Raw genomic sequence first — 26730 nt, 5'->3', positions numbered from 1 at the left:
CCAGGCATCGAACCATGAGCGCACCCGAGTCCTTCACCCCTCACAGGTGACCTGCACCTATAAACTCATCGACAGACGGCGACTCCGTCCCGGAAGAACCATCGAACACGAGAAAGCCCTCGCCTCTGTGAGAGGTCGGCGAGGGCGCTTCTCGAAACCACATCTGCCCGCTGATGAAGACATCTGGAGGTTTCAATCACCACGGTACCGCCCCATTCCCCCATCAACAACGGCGACCCGCAGTCCAGCGGCGCTCCGCCCTGGCACAGTTTCCTGTGGTTCATCGCCGCCGTCGCCGCTATCTGCCTGATCATCGCGGTGATCACCTACTCCCCGGCCCCCGTGGTCGGCGCCACCGCCCTCACTACTCTTCTCGGTGGCGGCGGCGGATTAGTGGCATTCATGCGGCGCGCGTAGAGGGTTCGGCCGCCTTCGTCCCGACGAGGAGGCGGCCGAACCCTGCTACGCCGCTGACATTTCCGATCCCACGCGGTGCGGAGATCTTGACGACGTTGCCGAATCAGGATGACAGCGCGCGCATCCGCGCCTCGTCCTTCCATGTGCGAGCCGGGGACAGTGCACAGGCCAGGCACGGGGTGTACCCGTGCCGGCCTCACTGCTGCGGCGAGCGCCGATCAGGCCACCCCCGCCCCGATGGTCAAGACGATCCCGAACAGGACCACCGCGGTCAACGCAGCGCCGAACCGAGCGGCGTAAGTCTTCCTCAGCGCGAACTCGCTGCTGTACCAGTCACGCGTGGCGCCGTCGCGCTGGTGGGCGAGGGCGCGCCGGTACCACCGGAACCGGCGGCACAGTTCGACCGCCGCAGTGATGGCGGCGCAGGTCCAGATGAAGGTGGGGTCGATCATTGCAACTCCTCAAGGATTGCTCTCGGAAGGCACCGCGGGGATTCGCTGTGCCTACGGTGCTTCGCTGATCGCTCCACACCGCGCCGAGAGCATCTCGGAGGGGTTCTCCACCCCCCACTTGAGAAGCGCTGAATTGTCCTCTCAGCTGCGGAATCACCGTTACCGGCTGGCGCGCAGACCCACCTCGAACCACGGGGTGGCCTGACGCCACGGGGCGAGGTGGTGCCAGTCGTCGAAGACCTGCGGCCATTGGTCGGCGTCGACCCGGCTCAGGACGGGGTAGGCCGGGGTGTCGTCGCGGAGCATGGTCTCGGCGAAGCCGTGTGCTCGGAGTCGGCGCAGCACCGCCAGCCGATGCGCGTCCGCCGCCGACCAGGTCAGGGAGGTGTCGTCGACCGTGACCGTGCCCCAACGGGCATCGGGAAGCAGGTGTTTGCGGCCGGGCCGCAGTGGCGCGATCACCGCGGTGTCCGTACCGACCGAGGTGGAGAACACCTGGTGTAGCAGTGCCGGGTTCGCCGGCGTCAGGGTCACCGGGTCCCGGGTGACGATGTGCGCGTCGGTGCGCAGCGAACGGTGCCGGTACGCCCACACACATACCTGACACAGGCTGCGGCCAGCGAGGTTCGTCCACGACTCGTACCCGGTGAACCGCCGTGATATGACCTGCCCGACCGGGCTCATCGCCGCGGTGGTGTGGCCGCAGCGTGCGCACCCAGCCGCCCGGGTATCAGGTGCGCCGGCCACGTCCGGGATCCCGACAGCGGCGGTGTACGCGGCCCACACCACATCGACGGGAGCGGCAATGGTCATGGGCGGCACCGTAACCTGCCCACTGTGGTGAACGCACCGGACCCCGGCCTGGACCTGGCGATGCTCCGCGGCCTGCGAGCACCGTCCGTGAAGGCCGGACCAAACGCGGTCGCCGACATCGCGGCCCGGATCGAGGCGCACCTCGCCGCCCATGACGGGTACGTCGCGTTCTCCGGTGGCAAGGACTCGCTGATCGTCCTCGACCTGGCCCGTCGCGTCGAACCGGAGGTGCCGGTGGTGTTCTTCGACTCCGGACTCGACTATCCCGAAACCTACGACTATCTCACCGAACTCGCCCACACCTGGCGACTGGACCTGCACCGCATCCCCACCGACCCACCACTACTGCAGGTCCTCGCCGACTCCGGCCACTGGGACCACTGCGCCCCTGTCGGCACGCCCGTCGACCTGCATGAGGTGCTGATCACCGCACCCGCTCGCCGCGCTCACGCACTGCTCGGACCGGGCGAGCTGTGGGGTGTGCGCGCCGACGAATCCGCCGCCCGCCGGCATCTCTACACCCGAGGTGGCCGCCGCGATGGCGTCATCACCCGCGCCGACGGCACCACCGCGTACGGGCCGATCTGGAACTGGACCACCACCGACGTCTGGGCACACATCGCCCGCCACCGTCTGCCGGTGAACCCGGTCTACGCCAAACTCCGTGAGCTGGGTGTCCCCGAGCAGCAACACCGCCTCTCCCACCTCATCGACGGTGGCCACCTCGACCGCGGCCGTCTCACCTGGCTACGCCGCGGATGGCCCACCCTCTTCGAGCAACTCGCCGATGTACTCCCCCGACTCCGACAAATGAGCTAGGAAATGTCACCGCGGAATGTCGAGAACCCGCGCACGGCTTCGTCCCCGCAGTGAAACGGCCACAACGGCCACACCGCACCAAAGGAGAACATGATGGCCAAGTACCTGCTGCTCAAGCACTACCGCGGCGCGCCCGCATCGGTCAACGACGTACCGATGGACCAGTGGACGCCGGAGGAAATCTCCGCCCACGTGCAGTACATGAACGACTTCGCCGCCCGGCTCGAGAGCACCGGCGAGTTCGTCGACAGTCAGGCACTTTCCGCGGAGGGCATGTTCGTCCGCTACGATGGCGAGGGCCGGCCACCGGTCACCGACGGCCCGTTCGCGGAGACCAAGGACCTGATCGCCGGCTGGATGGTGATCGACGTCGAGACCCGCGAGCGAGCACTCGAACTGGCCGGCGAACTGTCCGCGGCCCCCGGGGCGGGTGGCAAGCCGATCCACGAGTGGCTCGAGGTGCGCCCCTTCCTGACCGCCGCATCGACCACTACGGAATGCGGTTTTCACCAGGGATGATGACACGTCCCCCGGATCCGCTGATCGCGGTGCCGGGGGCCGCTCGAACAAGGCCGGCTGTCTAGTGCGTGGGCAAGATTGGGCTAGAGTTTGAACACTGCGGATGCACAGGATGAGCCGGAGGCGTTTACCCCTTCTCGGGGTTGGTGCCTTCGGTTTTCTGTTTCGCGAGCCGCTCCTCGGTCATTCGCTTCTTCAGCTCCCGGCGGCCGCGTTGCTTCGGGGTCTCCTCTGGTTCGGGCTCGTCGTCGACCGGTCGAAAGGTCGCACGCCCGAGCACGATGTCCGGGTGCACGACCAGCTCGGGGCGGCCCTTGTCGTCGGTGAACAGTCCCATCTCGAACCTCCTCAGTCTTCGGTGACGTCCCGCAGCTGCACGATCATCCGCCGGCCGATGCTGCCATCCGGGCGACGGTAGCGCCCCTCACCGGACGAGACCACCTCGAATCGCATCCCCCGTGGCAGCAGGTGCGCGGTGTCGTCGACGGTGTCCGATCGGCCCAAGTACATGCCGCGGTCGGTTTCGATCTCGAACACCACATCCCGTTCCCCGAGTGTCTGATCGAGTTGATGAACCGCGTGGGTGGCCATCGTGTGCCGGTCGAAGTCCAACCGCGATCCCGGTTGCAGGGTCGAGGGCAGGTTGACCGCTTCCTGCGGCGCCGTGTGCGGGAGGGTGACTGCACAGTAGAGGATGTGTCCTCGGTCGCCCCACCGTTCCGCGGTCTGAATTGCCCGGTCCACCCGCTGGACCTGCGAGCGGGTCTTCTCGTCGAGGTGCTGGGCGTCACCGCGTGCCTTCGACAAGGCTTCGCCGACGTTGTTCCACCGGTCCGGGTTGTCGATCAGGGTCTGCACGGCGGTGTAACCGACCGCCGGCAACCGCGACTGCGCCCTGTGCTTATTCACCGAGCGCACCTTGCGCTGACGTGAACTCAGCGGCTGGCGAATCGAATCCGGGATCGGCAAGTCCCGGCGTTTACGTTCGGAGACCTCGGGCACTGTCGCTCGGGGGAAGGCCCGCTCCAGGTCTTTCCGAGCACGGGTGAATTCGGCATCCTCGACCATCCGGTCCAGTTCCCGCGCCGAATCACGCTCCTGTGCGCGGTCTTTGTACGTGTCGGCGGAACGATAGCCGGCGGGCTTCGATGCGGGCGTGCTGCTGGTGCCGGCCTCCGGATCCAACCGGGTTGGAGGCGCGTCCGGGCTCACGTTGTACGCCACCAGATCCCCTCCCGCTGCGTCGAACACACCCCTGATATGACGAAGCGTGGCAGGCATTAGTGTCCCAATTGACGGCCTGCCACGCTCGGACCCGACCCGAGGGCGGGTCTACCGCGGGAGAAGCATCCCGGTGACCAAACCAGTGACTCGCTCCCACGCGTGCTGTCGGCGTTTCCGCCGAACACACACCAGCATAGCGAAACACACTGAGATGAAGATCATCCATGACGGCGGCGGCGGCGCCCGAGCAACATGGGCACGGACGGGCGACCCTCCCGAACACGCCGCGGCACTCGCGGCAGACAAATCGACCGAGTCCATGAAATCGGCGCCGTTTACGATCGGTGATGGCGGGGGAACGCCATCACGTGAACACCGAGGGGGAACACGCATGTCTGCAAGTGCGGTCACACAGGCGGAGAAGGCCGGCGCCGCCCCATACAGTCGGGCGCTGCTGTCGGTGTACGACACCGTCGTGCTGCGGTGGAGCAACACCCTCGTCTGGCGCTGCCCCCGCGAACGCCTGCTCGCGCATTACAACTCCCACCTCGGTGACCGGCACCTCGACGTCGGCCCCGGAACTGGCTGGTACCTCCAGAACGCCACCTACCCGACCCCGAGCCCGATGATGGTGCTGCTCGACCTCAACCCGAACACGTTGCAGATGACCACCGCACGTCTCGCCGACCGCGGCATCGCCGCGGCCGCGCATACCGGCAGCATCCTCGCCCCACTTCCCACGGACAGCGGTGTGTTCGACTCCGTGGCCGCGAACTTCGTGCTGCACTGCGTGCCCGGTACCTGGGCGGAGAAGGGCCGTGCGTTCGGGCACATCGCTCAGGTCATGGCCGACGACGGGGTGTTCTTCGGCTCAACCATCCTCGACACCGGTGTCCACCACACTCCTCTCAGCCGCGCCCTGAACCACCTCTACAACGGGCCGATCAAGCTGTTCCACAACCGCGACGACGACCTCGACGGTCTGCACACGGCCCTGGCCGCCGCGTTCGAGGGGGTCGAGATCACCATCGTCGGCTCCGTCGCGGTCTTCGCCGCCCGCCGGCCGCGGCGCCTGGGCAGCTGATACCGCGCGCGGGAGCTTAAGCCGAAGACGTTAGGCCCGCCGGCGCGAACACCACCCCGCTGCTCCTGATCCGCCATTCCTGCCTGCCAACGAGAGGAACCCCAGTGCTGACACCCGAACCTGACGACCAGAAGATCGTCAGCCTGAACGCCCTGCGGCAGAGGAGAACCGACGACCTACTCTCCGGCCACATACCACTGACGTCGCTGCTGTACCGCCGACGCGACCGGATCGCCGCCAACCTACTCGTCACCGACGTCCTCACCACGTACATGCGCGGATCCGGGATCGGGCCGGCCGGGGTCATGGTCATGCTCGGCATCGCCGACGACGCCCGGGTCCGGGACCTGACCGCCGAGCAGCGCGGGCAGATCACCGACGCCATCGCCGCGACGAGCGGGCGATAACCCACGCGAGGGGACGTGACATCTCCGCCGTTCAGATGGCATTTCTTGGTGGGTCAGGACCCGACCGGGACCAACCGATCGAGGCGGGCATGGAAGGGGAACCTACCGGGGACGTCGTCGCGCACGGACTCGATCACCGCGTCCTCGCCGTCGATGCTCACAATGACGAACTCCGAGGTGGCGTCGGTATGTACCTTGACGCGGTCACCCACATTCACCGGCCCAGTCCTTCCGTTAGGGGACCTGTCATCACTGCAGGTCAAAACCCTATTCTGCCGGATAGGTCGTCGGTCGACGAATCGCCGTCGCCCCGCGGGCCGTGTATCGGCGGCCCGTACTCTTGCCCCATGTCCGCTGATCCAGGCAGCATCCGCGCCGACGGCCACCAGACGCTGCCGAACCTGGCCGTACAGGATGCTTCGGCGGATCCCCACATCATCACAGCGGCGGCGCGCACCGGAACGGACATCGAGCTGCAGATTCACACGTCCGTCGCGCCGTTCGACATTGCGGCCGAGGAGTGGTTTCCCGCGGCGACCGGGTTCGCCGTCACGGTCATCGTGCACATCGTCGACGCGCAGACGAGCGTGCCGCGGTATCTGCCGCCCACCGAGCCCGCCGAGTGGGCGCGGGCGATCTTCTCGACCGTCGACAACGCTCACGGGTACTTCCTCGGCGCCGTCGACCCGGACACCGGCGTCCATCGACGCGGGCAACTCGCATACCGCCTCTACCTCGACACCGACCGCCGGGCGATTCCCGTACCTCGGCAGGTGGCCACCTGCCCGCACTACCTACTATCGGCCATCGACGGCAGAGCCGAGATCGCCATTCCCACGACGGCCTGACCCGGCCGGCCAGCTGGGAGCTGGACCACGGTCTGCGGGCGCCGCTTCCTCCGCTGGCCGATCTGCGCGACCTCCGAAGGGGGCGACCTTGAAGTCGCGTCCACGCTGCTCGCTCATGCGGTTCCTCCATCCGTCTCGATTCGATCCCCTGCCAGAGACAGCTGGTCGCCGCTGCCCCTCAAAATCGAGGACGACGCCGTGGGGCAGAATCGAGACGGTGATCCCCCCGGGGATGGCTGCGGCACTTGGATATAGTTGTGCCACAAGCTCATTGCCACTTCTGAAGCCGACCACGACAGACTTCAGGAATCTCCCGGGTGGGAGCGCGGCGACAACACTACCAGCGCACCGAATCCCGCGACAGGGGACGTGTCATTTCGGCTGGTCAAAGAGCAATTCAGGTGCGGATTCGGCACCACCACCCACCGCCGGCGCTGATGACCATCCGGTGCCAGGCGGTGGCGAGTTTCTCGAACGGCAAGGCAAGCATGTCCGCGGTCGGCCGCCATCACAATCGCCGCCCTACCGGTCCGGTTAAGCTTCCCGGCATGGCGCTTGGACTCACCAGGCGCACGCGCGCCCACCCCCGTCGATCTCGAAAACCTCGCCAACGCTGCGTACGAGTTCCGGGAAGCGCTGATTCCGCTGCACGGCATCACCCCCGACCGCTGCGATGCCGCAGCCACCGAGTTGCGGAACAGAGCACTCGTAGCCGAGGAACGATTCTTCGCAGCTGTCGCTGGGCTCCCCCGCCGCGAGCGCACACTCGCCGGCCACTGGGAGAACGCCGCGGTCATGCGCTACCGGCACGGGCTCGAAGTCTTCGCCCGCGCCGAAGACCTCGGCGCCGAGATGCTCGCCCAACTCGCCACCCACCGGCGGCCGTCGTTGCCCGCGCTCACCGAACTGTGTGACGTCTGCACCCATGCCCGCACCCTTGATCAACACCAACGGACCGAGATGTTATAACCCGCAGGGCGACTACCCGACGGCTCCGCACCGCCCCCGGCCACGATCGGGCCCTGAGCGGTCCTGCATTGTCGATCAAGCTGAACTTCGGTGGCGGATCCGCCGCGATCTGACAAGTCTTCTCGTCGAGAACGCCCTCGCGGGTGACGGAATCAGCCGGGAAGCCGAACGCCATCTCGTCCCGTGGCTTCGACTGGCGTGCGAGACCCTCGACAGTCCGATGAGTATCGACGGTCTCGAGGATGTCGCCGCAATGGCGCGAGCGCCGCCGCCCCTACATGCTCGCCGCCGCCGATCGGGCCGACTTGATCATCGTCGACCCGATCCCTCGTCAGCGCGCGACCCTGTGGTGGAAGCTCGTCCACGGCGACGAACCGCCGCCGCTACTGTAAGGCGGCACGCGTCGTCGTCGCCCAGAAGAGATGGGGACGTGTCATATCCGCAGTTCATCACCACTTTTCGCGGAGACCGGCGGTGCAATTGGCCGCATGGGGTGAACCGTACGCACCGGGACCCGAGCCAATAGGGGTACAGCGCATCACGCCCGCGCTACCGTTCGACGTTATGGGGACGACATTTCATGGGCCGAGTCCCTGGCCGCACATCACCCGCGCCATCCGAGTGAGAGGGCCGCGGCGCGCCGCGATCGCCTACCTCGGCGAGGACGCACCCGCTCTGCTGCCGCTGCGGGCCGGCGATCTCCTCGTGGTGAATGCCTCCCGGGCGGCGGTGCGCGCGCATGTGACCTCGCCGATTGCGCTTGCCTACTACGTCGAGGCCGGTGTCCGGGTCCTGTCGTCACCGAACCTGCACGCCAACGTGATCGCCACCAGTCGGCGGGCGGTCATCGGGTCCGCGAATGCCTCCCACAGCTCGACGATCGCCGATGAGGCCGTGGTCATCACCGACGATCCGGAGGTCGTTGCCGGCGTCCGCGCGTTCATCGAGGGTATTGAGGAGATCACCGAGGTCGATCGGGTGTTTCTCGACAACGCCACCACCGAATGGCAGATCGGTCGGTCGGTGCCGATCCCCGGGGTCGGTGGCCGGGTGCGCGCCGAACTGGATTTCCTTCCTGCACGGGTGACCCGGATGTTCGTGCGTCACATCGTCGAGTACGAACCCAGCGCCACAGAGCAACAGACCTGGGACACCCAGGCGCGCCGGCATCACACCACCACCGCGGGGCCGGCAGCGACCTATCAGCTCGAATGGTTCCGCCCAGGCGACCGACGTGCCCGCCTCGAGCGTGGCGATGTCCTCATCTTCGTCACCGACAACGAATGGATCTACCCCCCGGCGGTCGTGGACTCAGACGCCATCGCGATCCCTCACACCCACAGAGCCTTTGGCCATCTCCTGCTCGTCCGAGCGGATCTGCAGCCGGTCTCGGTTGCGGACGCCGAACAACAGCTCGCCGACCTCGGACACCCCAATCCCCGGCTGACCACCGATCACCGGATCATCTCCGCCAGCCTGCGTGCCGCGCTACTCCGACTCTGGAACCTCTGATGCGAGGAAAGGGGCAGGCCTGCACGCTGATCTGCTTGTTATGCCAGGCCCAGGCTGAACGCGTCGGGAAGGAGTTTCGGGTCACACTGGTGGGGCCGGCTGAGCGACATGCCCGAGCGCGTGCGGGGGTCCTTGGAGAAACCGTCACCCAGCGGATTCACTGTCTTCGCGCCAAGCACCGCGCAACTGTCCAACTGAGACGCTCGTAACAAGAGTGAACAGGAGTGAAATGCCCGAGCAGTCGTGGATCACTGCCCAAGAACTGTACGACCAGGGATATACGGTCGATGGAGCACGTCAGCTCTTCGGGGAGCCACAGACAGGCCCCGATGGAACCCTCGGTTGGGAAGATGAGTGGATCGACCGCGCAGAAGGAAGAGCTCTCATCCCTGTACTGCCCTTCCTTATCGAACGTCTGCGCGGACATTCCGAGGTGGGAGAGGCCGCTGGCGAGCTGGTCAGGCTCTACGAGGAGCTCAATCGCCGAGCAGGAACTGATGGTGCACCCGATCCGCTCCATCACCATGAGATCTCCGAAGATGATCTGGTAGAGCTGGGATATGACCGTGAGATCCTGGATGCGATCTACGGACTGGAACACCGTACGACGCAAGAGCCCGTGGTCGAGGGCAATCCGGTTCCGTTCACGTCGCAGGAACCACGCCGGTTCGGAGATGGCGCGCGATTGGTCGGAAGCCGGAAGCTCCGATGGTGGCTCAAGAGTGCAGTGAGCGAAGTGACGAACAAGCCGAACGAGAACGCCTGACTAGAGAGCTATTGGGGACGGAGGAGATGCAATGGATCCCCTCAGCCCCGCCACGATGGGGACGTGTCATCTCCCCAGGTGAATGAGCCAATCCGGCTTACCAGTCCGAGGCGCTGGACGTGATCTCGCGGGCGCGGTGGGGCCAGTCCGGGTCGCGTACCAGAGCGGTGATGGCGGCGGCCATCTGCTCGGTGTTGCCGTCGATGCCGAGCCGGCGGAGCGTACGGGCGATGCGTGAGGGGTGGGCCGGCCACCGGCCGCCGGTGGTTTCGACCACGGCGGCGAGGACGGTGGCCGCCTCGGTGTCGCTGAGTTCCACCGGCTCACCGGTCATGCCACGTAAACCCCGGCTGCCGGTGGTCAGCCAATGCTCGCTCGCCGCTCGGCGCACCGAGGCCCGGTACCAGGGATTGCGCAGCGATCGCATCAACGCTCCTTCGCGTTCAGTGGGCGTCCTGGAACCACTGCTCGACCTCGGCGGGAATGCGCCCGCGCGAGGAGATTTCATAGCCCTGTTCGGTCGCCCAGGCGCGGATCTCCTTGCCGTTCCCGCGTCGCCGCACCGGGGCGTCCGGGGCGACGGGACGATCGGAGCGTCGTGTGCGGTCACCGACCCGGGTGGCGTGCTCGATGAAGAATCCGATCTGCTTGTGAAACTTGCTGGCGTGCTTGTCTTTCAGATCAATTTCGTAGTCCACCCCGTTGACGGAGAAGGTGATGCTCTCCCCGTCCTCACCGAAGACGGTTCCGTCGATGTCGTCGACGAGTTCGACAACTACCTTGCGCGCCACAGTTCCCCGATCTCTCACGTCTTCTCGATACAGCAGGCAGAACCCTACTGGCGGCGGCGGCCGATCGGGGGCACCGACCCCGGGGACGTGTCATTTCCGCAGGTCACTTGCCGGTTGTACGGCGCAGGAGCAGCCGGGGGCTGGTCCTATCGGGTGTGCACCCGGGTGTCCCTCAGGGGGCCGAGCGTGAAGTAGATGGGCGGCGGACACAGTGCGATGGAGGGCAAGGAGGTGGGCACCTCCGGCCCCCACACGGTGATGGTGTTGACGGGATAAATCAAATTGGTAAACGGGACGCACACCAGTTCCAATTGGTGGGTATTCACCGATCCGGGTGCACAGGTCGACATGGCACCGACCGCGAAGAACTGTATGTCGCACCCACTCGGAGCTGGGGCGGCGTGTGCGGGCGCCGCGGTCAGGGACAGGGCGGCGGCCGCAGTGGCCGCGACGACAGCGAGGCGCAGAAACGAAAGACATGGCATCCTCCGGTGGTGCGGACCCGACCCACCGTCCATTCTCGCAGGTCAGGTGCCGCTGCCGCGGTCCATCCGACGAATCCGCTCACGGCGGGCATGTGTGGCCAGTAGGTGTTTCCGGTTGTTCGGGGCGCGGAACATCTCGTCGAGCATCCGGTTCTCGATGTTGTGATGGAAGCGGAGGATGCGTGTGGCCGCCAGATGCACCAACTCCTGGCGGTCCGAGCCGAGCCGGTCGGCGAGGGCGTCGAGGTGCGCGAGGAGTTCGTCGTCGAGGGCGACGTCGACCCGGGCTGTGCGCGGCGGGGCGGCGACGCGGCGGGCCTGCGCCAGGGCCTCATCGGCCGCCGGGTTCTCGATGAGTCTGCGAATCCCGACCCGGAGCAGCGCGGAGAGCCGGCGGGGACCGTACTCGTCCGCCAGCTCCTCGAGGCGGCGTTTGGTGTCCTCATCGAACCGGAAGACGTGCCGTTTCCCGAACGGGTTGCCTTGCGGGCTCGGCGCCGTGCGGACGGCGGGCGCGGCGGTGGCCTGGTCCGCGGTCTGCCGGCGGGTGTTGCGGGCGAGGAGCTTGTCCCGGTTGGCGTCCCCGCGGTAGATCTCCTCGGTCACCGCCTTCTCGAGGTCCCGCGGGTTCGCCAGGAGCTGGCGGGCGGCGAGGCGCATGAGTTCGGCGCGGTCGGAGTCGAACCGTTCGGCGAGGGTGTCGAGTTGGTCGCGCAGGTCGTCGTCGAAGTGCACATTCGTGCGCGGGCCGAGGTCTTCCGGGGTCAGGTCGCGGATGGTCCCGATCGTGCCCAGGTCGGCGGTGAGGTCTCCCGGGTCGTCGAGGAGTCGGCGTACCGCGACCCGAATGGCCGCCGCGGTGAGGGCGTCGCCGTTGCGGCTGATCAGCTTCTCGAGCCGGACCAGCGTGGAGCGGTTGAGGTACACGCGGATGCGGCACGTCAGATCGGTGCGGGCGTCTTCGCGGAGCACCGGGTGCCGGAATCGGCCCGCCGCGGTGAGGAAGCGGTGCAGTGCAACGCGGACGATCGCGCTGCGGTCGGTGTGGAACTCGTGAGCGAGTTCGTTGAGGCGAGTGCTGGTGGCGGGGTCGAGGTCGAGAGGTCGTTCCGCCCAGGGGATGCGGCGGGCGTCGGCGGAGGCGCGCCGCGCCTGTGCCAGGGACTCCGGCACCCGGTCGGGGTCGGCGAGAAGTCGCCGCGCGGCGACCCGCACCAGCGCCCCGAAGCGGCGCGGACCGATGCCGGCGGCCAACTCCTCGAGGCGTTGTTTGGTGGTCGGATCGAACCGAAGCGGGATCGGATCCCCCACCGGTACGCGGCCCATGTTTGTCTCGCTCATCACCGGCCATTGTTCCGGTACGTCCGGGGACCTCGATTCGCACCCCACGGCACCCACCGCCACCACAATCGGCCACTGCACCCTGGCGAGCCGACAGCTGCGAAACGCAGTGCGCCCCAGCACCCGAGGGGGTGGGTGCTGGGGGGCGCGGGCGTGCGACCGACTCAGGAGAGGTTGAGCGGTGTGTACGGGGGCGGGGGCGGCGGGGCGTACTGACTGACCGGGACTCCGCCGATGGTGCCGAACTGGTCGAGGTCCATGCGGAACACGACGCCGTGCTCTTCGGTCCCATTCGTAGACGCCGAAGCCGTTCTCGGCATGCTGCGGCACCACGGTGCCTGTGGGCTCGGCCTAGTTGTCGATGCGGCTCTGCGCGTCCTCCGCCTGCTGCACCCTTTACAGCGTTGCATTGTTACGTTTCAAGTTGGGAAGGAAACGAAGCCGCTGTCACGGGGAAGGCGACAGCGGCTTCCCTTCGCTCGCACCACGCGCTATCCGAAGCCCATCCATTCCCGAAAGCCCGGAATAGGGACGTACCACACCGAGTCCCCGAGCAACCACCACACGAACTCCTGCAGCGACATCATTACTCCTCCTCCTCAGCTGACGGCGTCTTCTACGATTCGGGCACGAAGACTGGCGGTAGGGCGGTATTCCAAACCTGCAGTATTCCTGGGCGATTCCCGACAGGTTTCGAGGACTTCGGGGCGGTCCGCGGTCGCCCAGTTGCCCCACTCGCGAGTGACCCGGTGAGCGCCCCGGCAATGGGAATGTCACCGGACGGGGCAAACGGCGATTCGCCAGCTCAGAGCGGTACCGGTGAACGCCCCCTACTGGGACGCGCCGCTGAAGGTTCGGCTTGCGGGACGCCGTGGACGTTGTCAGCATGCGATCTGTGCCGTCACCTGGACAGCGCATGCAAGTATCGATGGCATGTCCAAAAAGCGGTTCAACTTTGCCTATGTCGGCGATCCTCCACCAGAGTGGACTGCTCACTTGAAGTGGAGTGCCCGGATCTTGCGATTGGCCGGCGAATCCATCCCGGACAAAGAACTCGAGCGCGAACTGGAACGCGAGGAACAGGAACAACGCGAGAAGCGCGCGCAGCGGCCGCCCGGTCGCCGCGAGGTACCCGAATTTCGGAAACGCCCCGACGCGTTCCTGACAACAGAGGACGACGATCCAGTCCTTTACGAGCCGAAGTTGTCCATCCCATTCAAAACCAACAACGGCCTCGACCTCCGGTTCACCAGAGCGAAGGTGTACGAGAACGGGGTGGGCTTTGACCTGGTCGCCCGCGAACCGGACCCAGACCCCACCGCAGGAATTCCCTTCGACACCGAAACAATCAATCTCGGTTACAGGATCAGGCCGGACAAGGCTCACAAAACCAGAATCCGGCTTATCCTCGCGGTTTCGCCAACTCTCGGTGAGCATGGATTCTTCGGAGGGACAGTGCTGTCTAGCTCATTCAGGCAGGACGACTTTCCCGATGATCCGAACGAGCCATGGCTTTCTGGTGGTGGCGACTCCCGCAGCCGTGTCCGCGACTTGGGCGTGATTGAAACGCGCGCGCACTATTTCCTCAGCCCGGTACCTACGAAGAGCGTCGTCCACGTCGCGGTCGCTTACCCCGAGTTTGGACTCGAAACGACCAGCATCGAGTTCTACGCCGCCAATCTCCGCCCGCCGGGCCGATAGCAGAACCACCAGCGAGACAGTCTGGCCGACAGCGCGCCGGCGGACGGGGTGATTCCGCTAGCCGATCCGCTTTCGGAACGAGGGCGGACTGCCGTCGACATGCGCTGGGGCGCCAGTTCGTCCCGATGCGGGTTCCGCCAACGGCGATCGCTTTTAAGCGCCCATCTCATCGCGAACATGGTCCGGAAGGGCGCACGGGTCTCCCGCTCATCAGGCTCGGAGAAGGGTGCGGAGCGGTGAGTGAACATGGTGGATCCGTTCTCGGAGCAGTGATGGCGTCGATACGCTGCTGTGAAGACCACCGCATTCATACGCTGGGAGGCCCCTGGATGCCGGAACAGACCCCCATCTCGGCGGTGCCCCTCTCAGGGGCACCCGGCAGTTGGTTTGAGCAGGGAGAGTGGGGTGCCCGAGCACTGGATATTCTGGGTGAACCCGTTTCCGATCGTGCGCTGGCCGAGCAGTTCGCCAGCGAGAAGCAACTGCCGCTGGAAGACCGACGTGCGTTGCTGATTCGCAGTCGCGACTTGCCCGACTGGCGACGTCCACCGAAGCCGGATGAGACCTCCATCGCCACCGACGATCATCAGGTGACGATCTACCAGCGGGAGGGCCTCGACCTCGGTGTCGGAAACTTCCGCGTCTACGACCGAGGAATCCTGTTCCGCATCGAAGCGCTTGAGCCGGACCCGATCGGGGAAGTCCCAACCGGCGCCGATGTGATGAACTTCAGCTACCGGATCATCCCCCCGAGCCAGCCCCACCGTCTCCGTCTGCTCGTATACACCGAGCCCGGCGGCACGCTGCTGACCAACACCGCACATTTTGGTGCATTCCCGGACGATCCGAACACATTGTGGCTCGCCGGCGGGATAAGTGGTGGCGGCCGCCGGAACCCTGGGATGGCGACCTGGGGCGAGTATTTCCTCTCCCCTCGACCGACCAGCGCGTCGCTGACGGTGATCCTGTCCTATCCGGAGTTCGACATCCCACCCAGCGGGGCCGTTCTCACCCACCCCTGGTGAACAGCGAACGTGGCACATCTCGTCCGGGGCTGCTTGCTGGTACCGCTTTCGTCCAGTGAACTATCAGTGACCGGTTGCCGATCCGCTTACGGAACGAGGGCCGACTGCCGCCGGGCATGCGCTGGGACGCCACTTCGTTCCGGTGCAGGTTCCGTTAGTGGGATCGATTCAGGGCGAGGGCCCGGGCCGACCGTCGACGGTTTGAGTTTCGCAGGACCGGCTACCGCCCGCGCAGGTACCGTCGAATGAACGTCGAATCCACAGACTTGGGGGAACTATCGTGGAATCCCGCAATCGCGCCTTCTCTGATTCGGATTTGCCGCTGGAAGTTTGTGCGCCGCCAGCGTTCCTCGCCGACGGTAGTAACGGAATTCTCAGCTGGCTCGGACCGATCACGTCCGGGCCCGACGGCCTGTTCTTTACCCTCATCGCGCGCAGAACCGACGAATCCGCACCACCGTTACTCGAGTACGAGGCACAAGCGACTCTGAGCTACGGCGACGTCGAGAAACGAATCGGGTGGGGAATGAGCGGCAGGAAATCGCGTGCGGAACTCACCTTCTCCGTACGACGGCCCGAAGATCTCCCGGGTCCACCCTTCCGAGTCCGACTCACCGTGAAGGACATCACTGGCCAAGCCGAATGGTCAACAGACCTCGCCCTCCCCATCGCAGAGTAGGTAGTCGGCGTAGAGCATCGTGTATCGCAGCCGGTACAGAATCAACGGCCGCTCACCGATGCCACCGGTCATCGATCGATGAGCGATCGTCGACTAGGTGCCAGGGGTTGGGTCAACCAGGATTAACGTTCCCGGACTCGACATCAGGCCCAAGTCATGGAGTTCGGCGATGACCGCGTAGCGGCCGGGAGGAAAGTCCTCGATATCGCGCGTAGCGATATCGACCCGCAGAGATATCCGATCGCCGGGTTCAATGTCGGGCAGCGTCGGTGCCTGTGAGAACAACGACAGCCCCGGCTTCATCGGCTCGCCCTCCTCATCGAGCACCCAACCGTGGACGGTCATGTGGTCCCCTGCATAGTTCACCCACATCCTGTCTCCGGCATTCACCAGGTCGATCGACACTCCAGGGAGCGCACCCGCCTTGCAGGTGAACTCGCCGGGCCAGCGCAACTCCAGACCAACGCGGCGGGCCGCCCGGCAACGATGCACTCGGATCGGACCCGGGTCCGTGCTAACCCTCCAGGCACCAGCTGAATCGCTGAGGAACACCAGTGTCCACGCTTCCGAGACCTGCCCGTGCGGTGCGGCGAAGACCTCCCTGGATCCTGCGCCATCGTCCCGGCTTGGGACGAGCCGACGCCACCCGTGGCGTGGAAGATCGAGTACCTCGTCCGGAGAGCGCATCTCGACGCGACGGTCACCGATGAGATCCCACAGTGACGACCCCGAACCCCCCAAGACAGCCGGGTCTACTTCAATCGGCCCGACTTGGACCAGATCGAGGTCAGGACCGGAGCCGGAATCCGCACTCATTAGAGAATCCTGTCGCACGCAGACTTCTCATGGAGCCGATTTTCGGGTTCGCATCTCCGTATGCGGAACGCCCGCCACAGTGTCCGGGCCGGCGGACGTTCCCAATGTGCGGGAATCGCTAGGCACTGGCTTCCGAGTAGCCGTCGCGATGAGGTCGGCGGGCGCGTTTGATCGCCCGGTACACCGTCGACCGGCCCACCGAGAACAGATCGGCCAGTTCCGCGGTCGAGTATTCGCCTGTCCCGTGCAGCTCGACGAGGTGCCCTTCCTGACGCGGATTGAGCTTCGGCTTCTTGCCCTTGAGGTGTCCTTTCGCCTTCGCGATCCGCATCCCCTCCCTCGTTCGTGCCCGAATCAGATCGCCCTCGAACTCGGCGACCATTGCCAGGACGTTGAACAGCAGGCGCCCGACCGGGTCGGTGGGATCGTGCAACGAGGCCCCGATCTGCAGGCACGCGTGCCGAGCTGTCAGCTCGTCGACGATGTCTCGGGCATCCGGTAACGAACGGGCCAACCGGTCCAACTTGGTCACTACGAGGGTGTCCGTGTTTCGGCAGGCTGCAAGCGCGTTTTGCAGTCCGGGCCGCAGGCGATTGGTTCCGGTCAAGCCGTGATCGACGTAGATCCGGTCCGGTGACACCCCGAGCGCAAGCAGAGCGTGCTGCTGCGCGGTTAGGTCTTGCTGATCGGTGGATACACGTGCATATCCGATGTACATCGCTGAAATCCCATCTCTCGGACGCACAACGCTGGCGGCGTGGTGCTTGGGAATCAACGGTCAAACATCGTCGACGAGTGCGACTAGAACCGCTCCCGATGGCTACTGCTGTGGTGCATGCCGCTGGCGCATCCCGTTCCGGGACGAGCGTCGCCGGCAGTCGGGCATGCGCTCGGCGCCGATCTCGTCCCGCTGGTGGTTCCTCATTAGGACCCTTCGATGGTCCACGTGGCGATTCGCGGGAAGGCAGCTTCGAGTTCGTTGACCAGATCCTTCCACTGCGGCCCGTACGCAAGCAGCGTGCCGTGGAGGGCGAGGAATGTGGCGACTGCTGGGTCGGGGTCAAAGCCATAGATGAGCGCGTTCATTGCGCCGAATACGGGGTCGACAGGCTTCTGTCCATCGAAAACGGACACGATCTGAGTGACCGGAATTTCGGGATCTCCGCCGGTCATCGCCCGCACTGCCGCGGCGTAGATGTCCTTCGGTCGTTCCCACAGCCCGGCCTCAAGGACGGTGACAGCGTTCGACACCCACTCGATGTCGAGAAGTCCGGCCTTTGCCAGGGCGCGCCGCGGAAGCCACTGGGCAACCGACCGGAGTTCGTCATCACGCAAGGCCAGAAGTTTCTCGGCAAGCAGACGGTCGAGATGTGCCACGTCGCTGACCGCGGTGAAGTTCCGAAGCTGGAATCGTGACACACTGTTGCGGTTCACCAGGCGTTTGAGCTTCGGTCGTCCCAGCGCCTGCGGATTCGGCGCCTGCACCGACTCGCGAGCCGCGGCCTGCGTGGCAATCGGGATCTTCGGGTCGACCTCGCTCCACGCGGTGTCGGTCTTCTTGAGTCTCAAGAAACCCTGTGTGCGAGGGACTGGCCACAGTTGCACCAAATAGTCTTCGGTCGGTTCGGTTACGTCCATGTCCCAGTTCGCATCGCGGCCTCGGGCGTGCACCCGTACCCGGTACCGACCCGGTTCGATGACTGTCAGATCGGTGAAGTCCTGCACTGGGTCGCCCTGCAGGGTCATCACACACAATGTGGAGGCGTTGATGGTGCACTCAGCAACGTTCTCCCAGTCCTCGAACAACGTGCTGTCAGGTTGGTCGCGAAGTATTTCCACGCCGATCGAGACCGGGCCGTACGCGACACCAGTACGGACCGTCAGGAAGTCGCTTCCTGCGTCGAAGAGACTGCTTTCGACAGCGACAGCCAGGGTGTCTGCCTGCCTCTCGCCGATCGTGAATTGATGATGATCCGCCTCGACAGTGCTCCACTGCGCCATCGTGCTGATGCTAGTCATCGACCTGTGCGACATCTTGGTGATCGACTCGAGCAGTGCTCCGCACGAGGATCGATGACCGGCCACCGATCGATGACCGCCGGTCACCGTTCGTCTCACGGGTCTCAGAACGATGACAGATCGCCAAGACCTGGCGGCCTTCCACTTACCGTAGGTTGATGAGCAGCAACCCCGCCGCCGATCAGATCACCCGACTATTGGTTGAGCGAGACCAGCTACTGCTTGATGTAAGAGAACTCGAGGGTCGGTTGGAGAAGGAAAAGCGGCGGCTCGACGACGTGACTGCCAAAATCACCTCACTCCGCCGAGTGGAAGATGAATTGCTGCGGCGGCACCCGGAGCTTGAGCAGGACTGATCGATACGCGGTGGCCTTCAACTTCCCGGTACACGATCGGGGACCGGTCATCGCTCTGACTGACCGAGTCTCTTGCTACTGAGATGTCGTTACTGCCAGATCCACGAGGATGCCGATCTCTCGGACCCTAGGGGTAGGGCAGTCCTGCGATGGAATCCGGAAGCCGGTCTGCCCTTCTGGCACAGGCCCTAGCGTGTCGGCCCATCCTTCGGTGCTTCTGCCTTCTGCGTCCGTCGAGTTGGTACGCGTGATCAGTTGGCATCTGGCTACTGTCCCGGCTACCTGGGCCTCGGAGGGAAGTACCCCGGGCCAGTCGGCCTCGAATGACCCGACAAGTTGCGCTGTGCCCTCGTAGAGCCGGGTCGATAGGAAGTACGCACGCCACCCGTCACCATGCACCATCATCGAGTACGTCCCCGGGTGGACATGTCCGTTGGGGTCGGTCCATTCCGCTGAGAGCCTGCCCTCGTTCAGCGGTTCGACGAGTGCTACGACATCATTGGAGGCCTCCGGGTTGATCCACGGTTGAGCTTCGTAGAACTGAAGCGTGTAGTCGACGCTGTCACCTACCTGCGGGATGCCGACTATCCCGTCCATGATCAGCTCCTCGGGAATGATGATCCGTAACGTCGTCACCACCTCATCTTGCGGGGCCGCGCCACAGGTAGGGAACAAAATGTCACCGGAAGCCGAACCCGCACTGGGACACCACTTCGTTCCGGTGCAGGTTCCGCCAACGGCGATCGCTTTTAAGCGCCCATCTCATCGCGAACATGGTCCGGAAGGGCGCACGGGTCTCCCGCTCATCAGGCTCGGAGAAGGGTGCGGAGCGGTGAGTGAACATGGTGGATCCGTTCTCGGAGCAGTGATGGCGTCGATACGCTGCTGTGAAGACCACCGCATTCATACGCTGGGAGGCCCCTGGATGCCGGAACAGACCCCCATCTCGGCGGTGCCCCTCTCAGGGGCACCCGGCAGTTGGTTTGAGCAGGGAGAGTGGGGTGCCCGAGCACTGGATATTCTGGGTGAACCCGTTTCCGATCGTGCGCTGGCCGAGCAGTTCGCCAGCGAGAAGCAACTGCCGCTGGAAGACCGACGTGCGTTGCTGATTCGCAGTCGCGACTTGCCCGACTGGCGACGTCCACCGAAGCCGGATGAGACCTCCATCGCCACCGACGATCATCAGGTGACGATCTACCAGCGGGAGGGCCTCGACCTCGGTGTCGGAAACTTCCGCGTCTACGACCGAGGAATCCTGTTCCGCATCGAAGCGCTTGAGCCGGACCCGATCGGGGAAGTCCCAACCGGCGCCGATGTGATGAACTTCAGCTACCGGATCATCCCCCCGAGCCAGCCCCACCGTCTCCGTCTGCTCGTATACACCGAGCCCGGCGGCACGCTGCTGACCAACACCGCACATTTTGGTGCATTCCCGGACGATCCGAACACATTGTGGCTCGCCGGCGGGATAAGTGGTGGCGGCCGCCGGAACCCTGGGATGGCGACCTGGGGCGAGTATTTCCTCTCCCCTCGACCGACCAGCGCGTCGCTGACGGTGATCCTGTCCTATCCGGAGTTCGACATCCCACCCAGCGGGGCCGTTCTCACCCACCCCTGGTGAACAGCGAACGTGGCACATCTCGTCCGGGGCTGCTTGCTGGTACCGCTTTCGTCCAGTGAACTATCAGTGACCGGTTGCCGATCCCCAATCGGCCTCTCGGAGAGACTCGATGTCTGCCGGATCATCAGCAGAGTCAGTGGCGGGGACTCTACGCTGAGGTAATGGACGGTCTGGATCATCCGGCCGCGAGGAGTGCCCTTGCGTCCTTCCATGCTGGTGGGCGGAGTGGCAGCGCGGTGGAGCCGTACCTGGTTGTTGTACGTGAGGATGTCGCTGCAGTTGCGCTCCGAAACGCCGAGTCGCGGTACGTCGTCATGGTGAACGAAGTGGACGGGCAGTGGGAAACCCCGCAAATGATGACTGTTGGCGAGTTGCCGCGAGCAGCCCCTGATCGAGATTTCCGGCCATCTTTCATCCAACGCCTGGAAATTTCTCGAACCGGGCCGTCCTCCCGACAGTTCATGGATCACCATCAGCGGCTTCGTGGCCAGCGGGGCGCGGAGTATCGCGATTACCAGTTCCCTCGATGAATATGTTGCGGATGTCGCCGATGACGGATTCATCCTTGCCGTGCTGCGGTCACCATGGCGCGAGAAGCCTTCCGTTGTCGTCGTCATGGGGGACGACCGCAGGATCCCGTGTGCCCACCCGAGCCTCGCTTGAACGATCCTCACCTGCAGAACTGTTGAGGGATCGTCTTACGGGCCACCGACAGTGGGAGCGGTCCGGCTTTCGGTCCCCCGTAAACATCGCGATCACTGATGTCATTCAGTCCAGAGACCCGGGTGGGGCAGCTCCCCGAACCGACTGGTTGGCCAGGGAACACGTTCGCCGTGAACCCGGAACTCAACAGTTCGACGCGGCGGTTCCCTACGCGGGCGGACATCGACGGCCCGGAATGAGTAACCGTCCTGTTGCACCGCCTCCCAGTCGAAGTCGACGGTTTCACCGATCTGGAGGTTCACGCCTTGTCCACGGACTTGGATCGATTCCCCGCGGGCGAGAGGCGGATGATTCAGTGTCCAGATATTGCTGAAATGCACCCAGCATCCGGTGGGAGTGTCCGACAATTCGATGACGCCCCAACCTTCTGCACCGTGCCAGACGGCCACGACGCCCACACTCGTCATTCTGGAACTTTAGCGCGTCCGCGACATGCACTGTCGAGCTCTACGGATCGGGCACTCGAGCGATCTTCCGATGAAGCATGCCCGGTGTCCTGATTGACGATCCACCATCGGAACCCGTACAGAACAGCGCCTGCGGTGCGACTGCGCGGCATCATTGGCGGGGACGGTCGAAGGAGGATTGACTTGACGGAGAACGGCACAGCGGAAGTTCGCGCCTCGTTTGTGCGCGATGTCCTCGGTTCCCTCCCGGGACTCGATGCACGAATTGTCGAAGCGTTCAGGTCCGTGGACCGAGCGGCGTATCTCGATCGCTTTCGAATGCCGGGAAAGCCGGACTGGATCGATGCCTCCCAACCCCTTTCAGCCGGGGCGGCCGCCGCCATCTACAGAGACCAGGCACTAGCCACCCTGACCGCCGAGAACGGGATGCCGTCGAGCTCGTCGACGACGCCCTCCCTGATGCTGCTGATGCTCCACGCCCTGTCCGTTGCACCCGGCGATCGTGTCCTCGAGATCGGCACGGCGACGGGATACAACGCCGCCCTGCTCGCGCACCTGGTCACCGACGCCGGAAGCGTCGTGACTATCGACTCGAAACCCGAGATAGCCGCGCGGGCCGCAGCCGCGCTCGAGACCGGCGGCATCACCAACGTGCAGGTCCGTGCGGGCGACGGCGGTGCCGCCGAGGAAATACTGCGCGGGGTCTTCGACCGGTTGATCGCGACCGTGGGGTGTGCGACCGTGCCGTCGCAGTGGTGGGACTGCCTCACGGAGGACGGTGTCGCTGTTGTGCCGCTGCGTCACGGCGAAGCGCATCCCCTGTGTCGACTCCGGAAAGGAACCGAGCCGGGCCACTGGTATGGGGCTTTCACCGCCGCGGCGAACTTCATGCTCGCCGACGGGGACACTCTTCATCGGCCACGTGGCGCCGAGCACCGCGTGCAGTTGACCGAGGAGCAACACCTGCTCGACACCGGTCTCGGGTGTCACCCCAGCCAGGGGTGGGCCGTCGACTTCTTCCTCGCACTCCAAGCGCCGCACCTCAAGCGCATTACGGTCAAAACCGCCGGGCCCACCCCGCAGATCCATGCCGGTTGTGGCATCGCGGACCAGCACGGCAACATCGTCCTCGTCTCCTGGGGACGCCTCATGGCCACCACCGGACCCGATAGTCCCGCGGTGCGTGAACTCGCCGGCCACCTCACCGCATGGAAGAACCTGGGATGCCCTTCAATCGGTCACTACGACATCGAGATCCTGCCCCACAATGCCACCGACATTCCGACGCCACTGGCCGGGCGTCGATGGACACAACCCGATCGTCACGCCACGCGGATCGTCACACTCCGCACGTAACCAAAGGGAACCGATAACGGATCGGTGACCGGTCAGCGACGAACGCCGGCGTCCGCACGGTGCCGTCCACGTCAGCGAAATTATCTCGCCCATGCTGTCACTTGGTGACACACTCATCTCATGGGCGCGGTCGGCGATGCCGCAGTATCGGTGCTCCGAGAGGCAGGCGTGACATTGGCTGCTGGACTCACCGATTCCGAGATTGATTCTGTCCATGCTCGTTTCGGGGTTGATTTCGCCTGTGATCATCTAGATCTGTTGAAGACTGCGTTGCCCCTCGGGGAAAGGTGGCCGGACTGGCGTGACGGCGACGACGCTGAGCTGCAGCGCATGCTGGGCTGGCCGGTCGAAAGCTTCGTGTGGGACGTGCTCCACCAGCCCGTCCCCTTCTGGCCTGCGTCGTGGGGCCCACGTCCGACCGAAGCAGTCGAGATCGAGCGGACGGCTCGCAAGAATCTCGCAAAGTGGCCCGTGCTGGTGCCGATCTACGGACATCGATATCTACCGGCAGCACCGGCACCGCCGGGGTGCCCGGTCTTCTCGGTGTATCAGACTGATGTCATCTACTACGGCCCGGATCTTGTCGAGTACCTGCGAAACGAGCTGAAGGTCGGGGCGTTGCCGCGTGAGAAGTGGACGTTCCGCCAGCGGGTTCCGTACTGGTCGCAGTTCGTCGAGGTGGCGAACCGCGCCGAGTGCATCTGATCCGACGACATCTGGCCCGCCGCCCTGTTCTGTGTCGCGTGCGTGCCCGTCAGGGGGTTGGTCCCGTGCGATGATCATCTGATGCGGCTCTCGCGGTTGTTGCCCGTTCTCGTCGCCGCATCCGTCGTCCTCACGGGGTGCGCGGACGACTCGCCACCGGCGCCGACCCCGGTGATCGTGTCCTTCGACGACGGATGGGGTCAGGTCTTCGTGGCCAACGTAGACGGCAGCGGCCTACGGCAGGTCACCCCGACCGTGGCTGACGACATGTCCGATGGCCGGTGGGGAAACAACGCCGCGCTGTCACCGGACGGCGCGCAGTTGGCCTACACCCGCGGAGGCAGGTTCATCGAGGTCGTGGATCTCGAATCGGGTGACGTCAGGACTGTTCACGAGGACGGCTATCAGCCTGTCTTCTCGCCGGACGGGTCCTCTATCGCATTCTCGAAAAGCGACGGCAGTATCAGCATCATGAATACCGACGGTTCCGACCTGCGCGTCATCGCTCCGGCTGAGTCCGGATCCGTGGCGACGTTCTCGCCGGACGGGTCACGGGTGGTCTTCACCGCCGACGGATACATTGTCGAGGTGCCAACGACGGGCGGAGAATCGAAGGTGCTTCTGCGGGACCAGTTCTGGAACTCGGACCCCGCGTACTCACCCGACGGTTCCACGCTGGTTTTCTCGAGCAACCGCGGCGGCAACCACGGCTCCGAGATCTACTCGATGCCCGCCGGCGGTGGAGAGATCACCCGGCTGACCGACACGTACGCGGTGCATCCGCAGTTCACCCCCGACGGCTCACGCATCCTCTACACCAGAGCAACGACGCAGTCGGGTGAGCTGGTTGTCGATATATCCACCTCGAACAGTGCAGAGCTCGCCTCGATGAATCCCGACGGCTCCGACCAGAAACGGTTGACGCCTCGTTCGATCACCGCCCAATATCCAAGTATCGGCGGGGGACAGTGATATCGCTGATCGGATCCCGCCCACCCCCGGAAGGCGAGGAAGTGCAGACCGCCGACCACGAGCGGCTGCCGGTAGGCCGCCCGCGCCATAGTTACTCCGAGGGTGGTGACGCGGCCGACGTCGCGATCAACCGATGACCGCGAACCCGCCCAGCGGACCACATCGATGACCGGTCAACGATCCGCTTGCGGACAGATCCGGCGGTCCCTGATCCTGCTGATTTCCCAAGCCGCCGATCAGTGATTCTGGGCCGGTGGTAGGTCGCGTTGCACCAACCGCAATTCGGCGGCGGCGATTACGCCGGGGAAGAAGTAGTAACCCTCGGGAGACTCGACCAGGTCGCCATCATCGATGCCGTGGACCTCCCATACGTCCACTGCTCCGCCCGTGTTGTTCATCCGCACGAACCAGTCGCGTTCCCACTCGCCGGCAGCGAGGAAGCAGCCCTTCTGCTCGGGGCCATAGCTTCCTGCAATGCCGCGAGCAGCACCCATCCGACTGTAATCCAACCCGTATCGGAGAATGGATGCACGGTTCAACACCGAGGTGACGTGGTAGCGGGGTGGCATTCCCAAAAGGTAACGAGGAACTTGCGCGTTGCGCCACATATTTGATCTCGAACCGGTGGCCGAGAACGACTGAACCGCGCAAGCCGAACGCCGACCGAGACGAATGTTCGAACCGCGAGCCTCCGAGCGTGTCCCGGAAGCGGATGGGCTTACGGCACTGGTCATAGACCCGATGGACTCGAGGGCAACGGGTTGATCGTGTCGCTGTCCCAGGTGATTCTCTGATCGGGGGTCGCGGGGAGTGCCTCAAGTGCGTCGTCGGTGAGAACGGTGTCGACGCACTCCGGCGACGCTCCCAGGTAGGTCGTCATGAGGTCGATGTCCGTCGCCACGCACCAGGCGTGGTCGCCGGGCCACCACAGGTGCGCGCTCATCCCTCCCGGGAACTGCTTGTCGGCCCCGAACTGGGTATCTGCCAGGTCGATACTTCCCGAGAAGAGGGCCATGGCTCGGCTGGGCATGGGCAGCCGAGGGTAGTTCGATGGCGCCGTGATGTAGCCGGATCCTTCCCAGTGGGCGAACCAACAGTGGTCGGGTGTGGCTGTGAATCGTCGGAGGATGTCGGCCAGTGCACGTGTTGTGCGCGCGGGCAGCGATCCTCTCACCGGCGAGTCGTGCCACAGACCTTCCTGTTCGCTGGTGTGCCAATCTCCGACGATGGATCCCCATTCCATGACGGGGTGCGCGGTGGTGCCGTTGGCTGCCCAGCGCACGATCTCGTCGTCAATGGTGTTCGCGGGGTGGAAGATCCGGGCGTACGCGGGGAACACCGGTGGCACCAACGCGACGACCGTGTGGTCGAAGTTGTGTACGTGTTCGATGATCCAGGTGCCAGCGGTGGTATCGGCGGCCATTCGGAGGCCGCGCTCGGCCCAGTCCTGGCTATCAGTCGTTTCGGGATCCCAGGCCATGGTCCTACTGCACCACATCGCGGAGACCCTTGTACCGACATCACCCACACAGGGCTGACCACCGAAAGGCGATCGTTGAGCGGTCACCGATCGACGACAGCAGCCACTCGATGCCGGTTCGGCTGGAGCCTCACCCGACCGTGTCGGCTGAGGCATTCGCATCGGAGCTCTCGGCGTTGTTGCAGGTCACGCTATCGAGTATGCAGATTGCTGGCTACGCTAAGGGGTATGGAGCACTACGTTCGCAAGGAACCTATCCCGTACGGGTCTGGAGCTGCCCCGGTTCGTTCGGGGAATTGGTTCTGGAGGACCCTCCAAGGATTGGGGTCACGCTTCGGGGGTTGATGCACGACCGGAAGCCGAGTCCCTACTCGTCACTTTCGCCTCGACGCATGGACGGCTCGCATACCGACATCTTTCCCT

At 64.9% G+C, this 26730-nt stretch carries 33 protein-coding genes; 18 read left to right on the top strand and 15 right to left on the bottom strand.

What is annotated here, in order from left to right; all coding sequences use genetic code 11:
* Nucleotides 1-635 precede the first annotated feature (635 nt).
* Nucleotides 636-869, bottom strand: coding sequence for a hypothetical protein (locus ROP_RS38575; protein ID WP_012687024.1), 234 nt, complete (start codon nt 867-869; stop codon nt 636-638).
* Nucleotides 870-1028: 159 nt separating this feature from the next.
* Nucleotides 1029-1682 carry a hypothetical protein gene (locus ROP_RS38570; protein WP_043827340.1) on the bottom strand — a complete coding sequence of 218 codons (654 nt, stop codon included), beginning with the start codon at nt 1680-1682 and terminating at the stop codon, nt 1029-1031.
* A gap of 24 nt (nt 1683-1706) precedes the next feature.
* Between ROP_RS38570 and ROP_RS38565 the strand changes: the two genes are divergently transcribed.
* Both ROP_RS38565 and ROP_RS38560 read left to right on the top strand, forming a co-directional pair.
* Nucleotides 1707-2501, top strand: coding sequence for a phosphoadenosine phosphosulfate reductase family protein (locus ROP_RS38565; RefSeq protein WP_043827337.1), 795 nt, complete (start codon nt 1707-1709; stop codon nt 2499-2501).
* 90 nt (nt 2502-2591) lie between these two features.
* On the top strand, nt 2592-3020 hold the full coding sequence (locus ROP_RS38560) for a YciI family protein (protein WP_012687021.1): 429 nt from the start codon (nt 2592-2594) through the stop codon (nt 3018-3020).
* A 127-nt stretch (nt 3021-3147) separates the two neighbouring features.
* Here ROP_RS38560 and ROP_RS38555 read toward each other — a convergent pair whose 3' ends face one another.
* Complete coding sequence (locus ROP_RS38555; RefSeq protein ID WP_012687020.1) at nt 3148-3357, bottom strand: hypothetical protein; 210 nt, start codon at nt 3355-3357, stop codon at nt 3148-3150.
* A gap of 11 nt (nt 3358-3368) precedes the next feature.
* A complete protein-coding gene (locus ROP_RS38550; protein WP_012687019.1) occupies nt 3369-4244 on the bottom strand; it encodes a hypothetical protein in 876 nt (291 codons plus the stop codon).
* Nucleotides 4245-4635: 391 nt separating this feature from the next.
* Between ROP_RS38550 and ROP_RS38545 the strand changes: the two genes are divergently transcribed.
* Both ROP_RS38545 and ROP_RS38540 read left to right on the top strand, forming a co-directional pair.
* Nucleotides 4636-5328 (top strand): class I SAM-dependent methyltransferase, encoded by a 693-nt coding sequence (locus tag ROP_RS38545; protein ID WP_012687018.1) that lies wholly within the window; start codon nt 4636-4638, stop codon nt 5326-5328.
* A gap of 104 nt (nt 5329-5432) precedes the next feature.
* Nucleotides 5433-5735 (top strand): hypothetical protein, encoded by a 303-nt coding sequence (locus tag ROP_RS38540; protein WP_012687017.1) that lies wholly within the window; start codon nt 5433-5435, stop codon nt 5733-5735.
* 53 nt (nt 5736-5788) lie between these two features.
* On the opposite strand, the gene ROP_RS43660 is transcribed toward ROP_RS38540, so the two are convergent.
* Complete coding sequence (locus tag ROP_RS43660; protein ID WP_012687016.1) at nt 5789-5953, bottom strand: hypothetical protein; 165 nt, start codon at nt 5951-5953, stop codon at nt 5789-5791.
* A 129-nt stretch (nt 5954-6082) separates the two neighbouring features.
* Between ROP_RS43660 and ROP_RS38535 the strand changes: the two genes are divergently transcribed.
* From ROP_RS38535 to ROP_RS43315, 5 genes are all read left to right on the top strand, one after another.
* Entirely contained in the window at nt 6083-6583 is a 501-nt protein-coding gene (locus ROP_RS38535) for a hypothetical protein (RefSeq protein WP_012687015.1), read from the top strand.
* Nucleotides 6584-7138: 555 nt separating this feature from the next.
* Nucleotides 7139-7552, top strand: coding sequence for a hypothetical protein (locus ROP_RS43320; RefSeq protein WP_012687014.1), 414 nt, complete (start codon nt 7139-7141; stop codon nt 7550-7552).
* Nucleotides 7553-7794: 242 nt separating this feature from the next.
* Complete coding sequence (locus tag ROP_RS44690; protein WP_231869123.1) at nt 7795-7944, top strand: hypothetical protein; 150 nt, start codon at nt 7795-7797, stop codon at nt 7942-7944.
* Between the two features lie 172 nt (nt 7945-8116).
* Nucleotides 8117-9064, top strand: a complete 948-nt coding sequence (locus ROP_RS38520) for a hypothetical protein (RefSeq protein ID WP_012687013.1) — start codon at nt 8117-8119, stop codon at nt 9062-9064.
* Between the two features lie 229 nt (nt 9065-9293).
* A complete protein-coding gene (locus tag ROP_RS43315) occupies nt 9294-9830 on the top strand; it encodes a hypothetical protein (RefSeq protein ID WP_158306532.1) in 537 nt (178 codons plus the stop codon).
* 97 nt (nt 9831-9927) lie between these two features.
* Here the strand turns inward: ROP_RS43315 and ROP_RS38510 are convergent, their stop codons facing one another.
* From ROP_RS38510 to ROP_RS43450, 4 genes are all read right to left on the bottom strand, one after another.
* Nucleotides 9928-10257: a hypothetical protein gene (locus ROP_RS38510; protein WP_012687011.1), complete on the bottom strand. Its 330-nt coding sequence runs from the start codon at nt 10255-10257 to the stop codon at nt 9928-9930.
* A 16-nt stretch (nt 10258-10273) separates the two neighbouring features.
* Nucleotides 10274-10621 carry a histone-like nucleoid-structuring protein Lsr2 gene (locus tag ROP_RS38505; RefSeq protein ID WP_012687010.1) on the bottom strand — a complete coding sequence of 116 codons (348 nt, stop codon included), beginning with the start codon at nt 10619-10621 and terminating at the stop codon, nt 10274-10276.
* Between the two features lie 527 nt (nt 10622-11148).
* Nucleotides 11149-12447 carry a CopG family transcriptional regulator gene (locus tag ROP_RS38495; protein WP_012687009.1) on the bottom strand — a complete coding sequence of 433 codons (1299 nt, stop codon included), beginning with the start codon at nt 12445-12447 and terminating at the stop codon, nt 11149-11151.
* Between the two features lie 164 nt (nt 12448-12611).
* Nucleotides 12612-12767, bottom strand: coding sequence for a hypothetical protein (locus ROP_RS43450; RefSeq protein ID WP_162130652.1), 156 nt, complete (start codon nt 12765-12767; stop codon nt 12612-12614).
* A 613-nt stretch (nt 12768-13380) separates the two neighbouring features.
* Here ROP_RS43450 and ROP_RS38490 point away from each other — a divergent pair.
* The 3 genes from ROP_RS38490 to ROP_RS43030 all read left to right on the top strand — a co-directional run bounded on the left by ROP_RS38490 (nt 13381) and on the right by ROP_RS43030 (nt 15852).
* On the top strand, nt 13381-14148 hold the full coding sequence (locus ROP_RS38490; protein ID WP_043827329.1) for a hypothetical protein: 768 nt from the start codon (nt 13381-13383) through the stop codon (nt 14146-14148).
* A 329-nt stretch (nt 14149-14477) separates the two neighbouring features.
* Entirely contained in the window at nt 14478-15173 is a 696-nt protein-coding gene (locus tag ROP_RS38485; RefSeq protein ID WP_050785273.1) for a hypothetical protein, read from the top strand.
* A gap of 280 nt (nt 15174-15453) precedes the next feature.
* Nucleotides 15454-15852, top strand: a complete 399-nt coding sequence (locus tag ROP_RS43030) for a hypothetical protein (protein WP_148222665.1) — start codon at nt 15454-15456, stop codon at nt 15850-15852.
* 93 nt (nt 15853-15945) lie between these two features.
* Here the strand turns inward: ROP_RS43030 and ROP_RS44685 are convergent, their stop codons facing one another.
* The 3 genes from ROP_RS44685 to ROP_RS38470 form a co-directional block, all read right to left on the bottom strand.
* Nucleotides 15946-16257, bottom strand: coding sequence for a hypothetical protein (locus ROP_RS44685; RefSeq protein WP_231869122.1), 312 nt, complete (start codon nt 16255-16257; stop codon nt 15946-15948).
* A 529-nt stretch (nt 16258-16786) separates the two neighbouring features.
* Nucleotides 16787-17386 (bottom strand): recombinase family protein, encoded by a 600-nt coding sequence (locus tag ROP_RS38475; RefSeq protein WP_012687005.1) that lies wholly within the window; start codon nt 17384-17386, stop codon nt 16787-16789.
* A 206-nt stretch (nt 17387-17592) separates the two neighbouring features.
* Nucleotides 17593-18669: a hypothetical protein gene (locus ROP_RS38470; protein ID WP_148222664.1), complete on the bottom strand. Its 1077-nt coding sequence runs from the start codon at nt 18667-18669 to the stop codon at nt 17593-17595.
* A gap of 176 nt (nt 18670-18845) precedes the next feature.
* Here ROP_RS38470 and ROP_RS38465 point away from each other — a divergent pair, with 176 nt between their 5' ends.
* Nucleotides 18846-19043 carry a hypothetical protein gene (locus ROP_RS38465; RefSeq protein ID WP_043827325.1) on the top strand — a complete coding sequence of 66 codons (198 nt, stop codon included), beginning with the start codon at nt 18846-18848 and terminating at the stop codon, nt 19041-19043.
* 75 nt (nt 19044-19118) lie between these two features.
* On the opposite strand, the gene ROP_RS38460 is transcribed toward ROP_RS38465, so the two are convergent.
* Nucleotides 19119-19679, bottom strand: coding sequence for a hypothetical protein (locus ROP_RS38460; protein WP_148222663.1), 561 nt, complete (start codon nt 19677-19679; stop codon nt 19119-19121).
* A 289-nt stretch (nt 19680-19968) separates the two neighbouring features.
* Here ROP_RS38460 and ROP_RS38455 point away from each other — a divergent pair, with 289 nt between their 5' ends.
* The 5 genes from ROP_RS38455 (at nt 19969) to ROP_RS38430 (ending at nt 24827) form a co-directional block, all read left to right on the top strand.
* Nucleotides 19969-20664 carry a hypothetical protein gene (locus tag ROP_RS38455; protein ID WP_050785273.1) on the top strand — a complete coding sequence of 232 codons (696 nt, stop codon included), beginning with the start codon at nt 19969-19971 and terminating at the stop codon, nt 20662-20664.
* Between the two features lie 363 nt (nt 20665-21027).
* Nucleotides 21028-21327, top strand: a complete 300-nt coding sequence (locus tag ROP_RS43025; protein WP_148222662.1) for a hypothetical protein — start codon at nt 21028-21030, stop codon at nt 21325-21327.
* A 602-nt stretch (nt 21328-21929) separates the two neighbouring features.
* Nucleotides 21930-23150, top strand: a complete 1221-nt coding sequence (locus ROP_RS40635) for a protein-L-isoaspartate O-methyltransferase family protein (protein WP_331458005.1) — start codon at nt 21930-21932, stop codon at nt 23148-23150.
* Nucleotides 23151-23270: 120 nt separating this feature from the next.
* Nucleotides 23271-23855: a hypothetical protein gene (locus ROP_RS38435; RefSeq protein ID WP_012687000.1), complete on the top strand. Its 585-nt coding sequence runs from the start codon at nt 23271-23273 to the stop codon at nt 23853-23855.
* An 81-nt stretch (nt 23856-23936) separates the two neighbouring features.
* Nucleotides 23937-24827 (top strand): TolB family protein, encoded by an 891-nt coding sequence (locus tag ROP_RS38430; RefSeq protein WP_043827320.1) that lies wholly within the window; start codon nt 23937-23939, stop codon nt 24825-24827.
* A 236-nt stretch (nt 24828-25063) separates the two neighbouring features.
* On the opposite strand, the gene ROP_RS38425 is transcribed toward ROP_RS38430, so the two are convergent.
* Entirely contained in the window at nt 25064-25321 is a 258-nt protein-coding gene (locus ROP_RS38425; RefSeq protein ID WP_012686998.1) for a hypothetical protein, read from the bottom strand.
* A 236-nt stretch (nt 25322-25557) separates the two neighbouring features.
* Nucleotides 25558-26250, bottom strand: a complete 693-nt coding sequence (locus ROP_RS38420; RefSeq protein ID WP_012686997.1) for a hypothetical protein — start codon at nt 26248-26250, stop codon at nt 25558-25560.
* Nucleotides 26251-26730: the final 480 nt, after the last annotated feature.

This window comes from Rhodococcus opacus B4 (assembly GCF_000010805.1).
In the GTDB taxonomy this organism is placed as follows: Bacteria; Actinomycetota; Actinomycetes; order Mycobacteriales; family Mycobacteriaceae; genus Rhodococcus_F; species Rhodococcus_F opacus_C.
The sequence above is the reverse complement of the archived record's forward strand: the minus strand, read 5'-3'. Positions and strand labels throughout refer to the sequence as shown.

Bases quoted from the DNA above. Each gene is read 5' to 3' on its own strand.
- ROP_RS38520 (WP_012687013.1), top strand. From the start codon at position 8,117: ATGGGGACGACATTTCATGGGCCGAGTCCCTGGCCGCACATCACCCGC.
- ROP_RS38490 (WP_043827329.1), top strand. From the start codon at position 13,381: ATGTCCAAAAAGCGGTTCAACTTTGCCTATGTCGGCGATCCTCCACCA.
- ROP_RS38420 (WP_012686997.1), bottom strand. From the start codon at position 26,250: ATGGCCGCCGATACCACCGCTGGCACCTGGATCATCGAACACGTACAC.
- ROP_RS38470 (WP_148222664.1), bottom strand. From the start codon at position 18,669: ATGGCGCAGTGGAGCACTGTCGAGGCGGATCATCATCAATTCACGATC.
- ROP_RS43315 (WP_158306532.1), top strand. From the start codon at position 9,294: ATGCCCGAGCAGTCGTGGATCACTGCCCAAGAACTGTACGACCAGGGA.
- ROP_RS38535 (WP_012687015.1), top strand. From the start codon at position 6,083: ATGTCCGCTGATCCAGGCAGCATCCGCGCCGACGGCCACCAGACGCTG.
- ROP_RS38545 (WP_012687018.1), top strand. From the start codon at position 4,636: ATGTCTGCAAGTGCGGTCACACAGGCGGAGAAGGCCGGCGCCGCCCCA.
- ROP_RS38455 (WP_050785273.1), top strand. From the start codon at position 19,969: ATGCCGGAACAGACCCCCATCTCGGCGGTGCCCCTCTCAGGGGCACCC.
- ROP_RS38485 (WP_050785273.1), top strand. From the start codon at position 14,478: ATGCCGGAACAGACCCCCATCTCGGCGGTGCCCCTCTCAGGGGCACCC.
- ROP_RS43450 (WP_162130652.1), bottom strand. From the start codon at position 12,767: ATGCCGAGAACGGCTTCGGCGTCTACGAATGGGACCGAAGAGCACGGC.
- ROP_RS38510 (WP_012687011.1), bottom strand. From the start codon at position 10,257: ATGCGATCGCTGCGCAATCCCTGGTACCGGGCCTCGGTGCGCCGAGCG.
- ROP_RS38435 (WP_012687000.1), top strand. From the start codon at position 23,271: ATGGGCGCGGTCGGCGATGCCGCAGTATCGGTGCTCCGAGAGGCAGGC.
- ROP_RS38425 (WP_012686998.1), bottom strand. From the start codon at position 25,321: ATGGGTGCTGCTCGCGGCATTGCAGGAAGCTATGGCCCCGAGCAGAAG.
- ROP_RS38555 (WP_012687020.1), bottom strand. From the start codon at position 3,357: ATGGGACTGTTCACCGACGACAAGGGCCGCCCCGAGCTGGTCGTGCAC.
- ROP_RS44690 (WP_231869123.1), top strand. From the start codon at position 7,795: ATGTCGCCGCAATGGCGCGAGCGCCGCCGCCCCTACATGCTCGCCGCC.
- ROP_RS38560 (WP_012687021.1), top strand. From the start codon at position 2,592: ATGATGGCCAAGTACCTGCTGCTCAAGCACTACCGCGGCGCGCCCGCA.
- ROP_RS38430 (WP_043827320.1), top strand. From the start codon at position 23,937: ATGCGGCTCTCGCGGTTGTTGCCCGTTCTCGTCGCCGCATCCGTCGTC.
- ROP_RS38465 (WP_043827325.1), top strand. From the start codon at position 18,846: ATGAGCAGCAACCCCGCCGCCGATCAGATCACCCGACTATTGGTTGAG.
- ROP_RS38575 (WP_012687024.1), bottom strand. From the start codon at position 869: ATGATCGACCCCACCTTCATCTGGACCTGCGCCGCCATCACTGCGGCG.
- ROP_RS38570 (WP_043827340.1), bottom strand. From the start codon at position 1,682: ATGACCATTGCCGCTCCCGTCGATGTGGTGTGGGCCGCGTACACCGCC.
- ROP_RS38475 (WP_012687005.1), bottom strand. From the start codon at position 17,386: ATGTACATCGGATATGCACGTGTATCCACCGATCAGCAAGACCTAACC.
- ROP_RS38495 (WP_012687009.1), bottom strand. From the start codon at position 12,447: ATGAGCGAGACAAACATGGGCCGCGTACCGGTGGGGGATCCGATCCCG.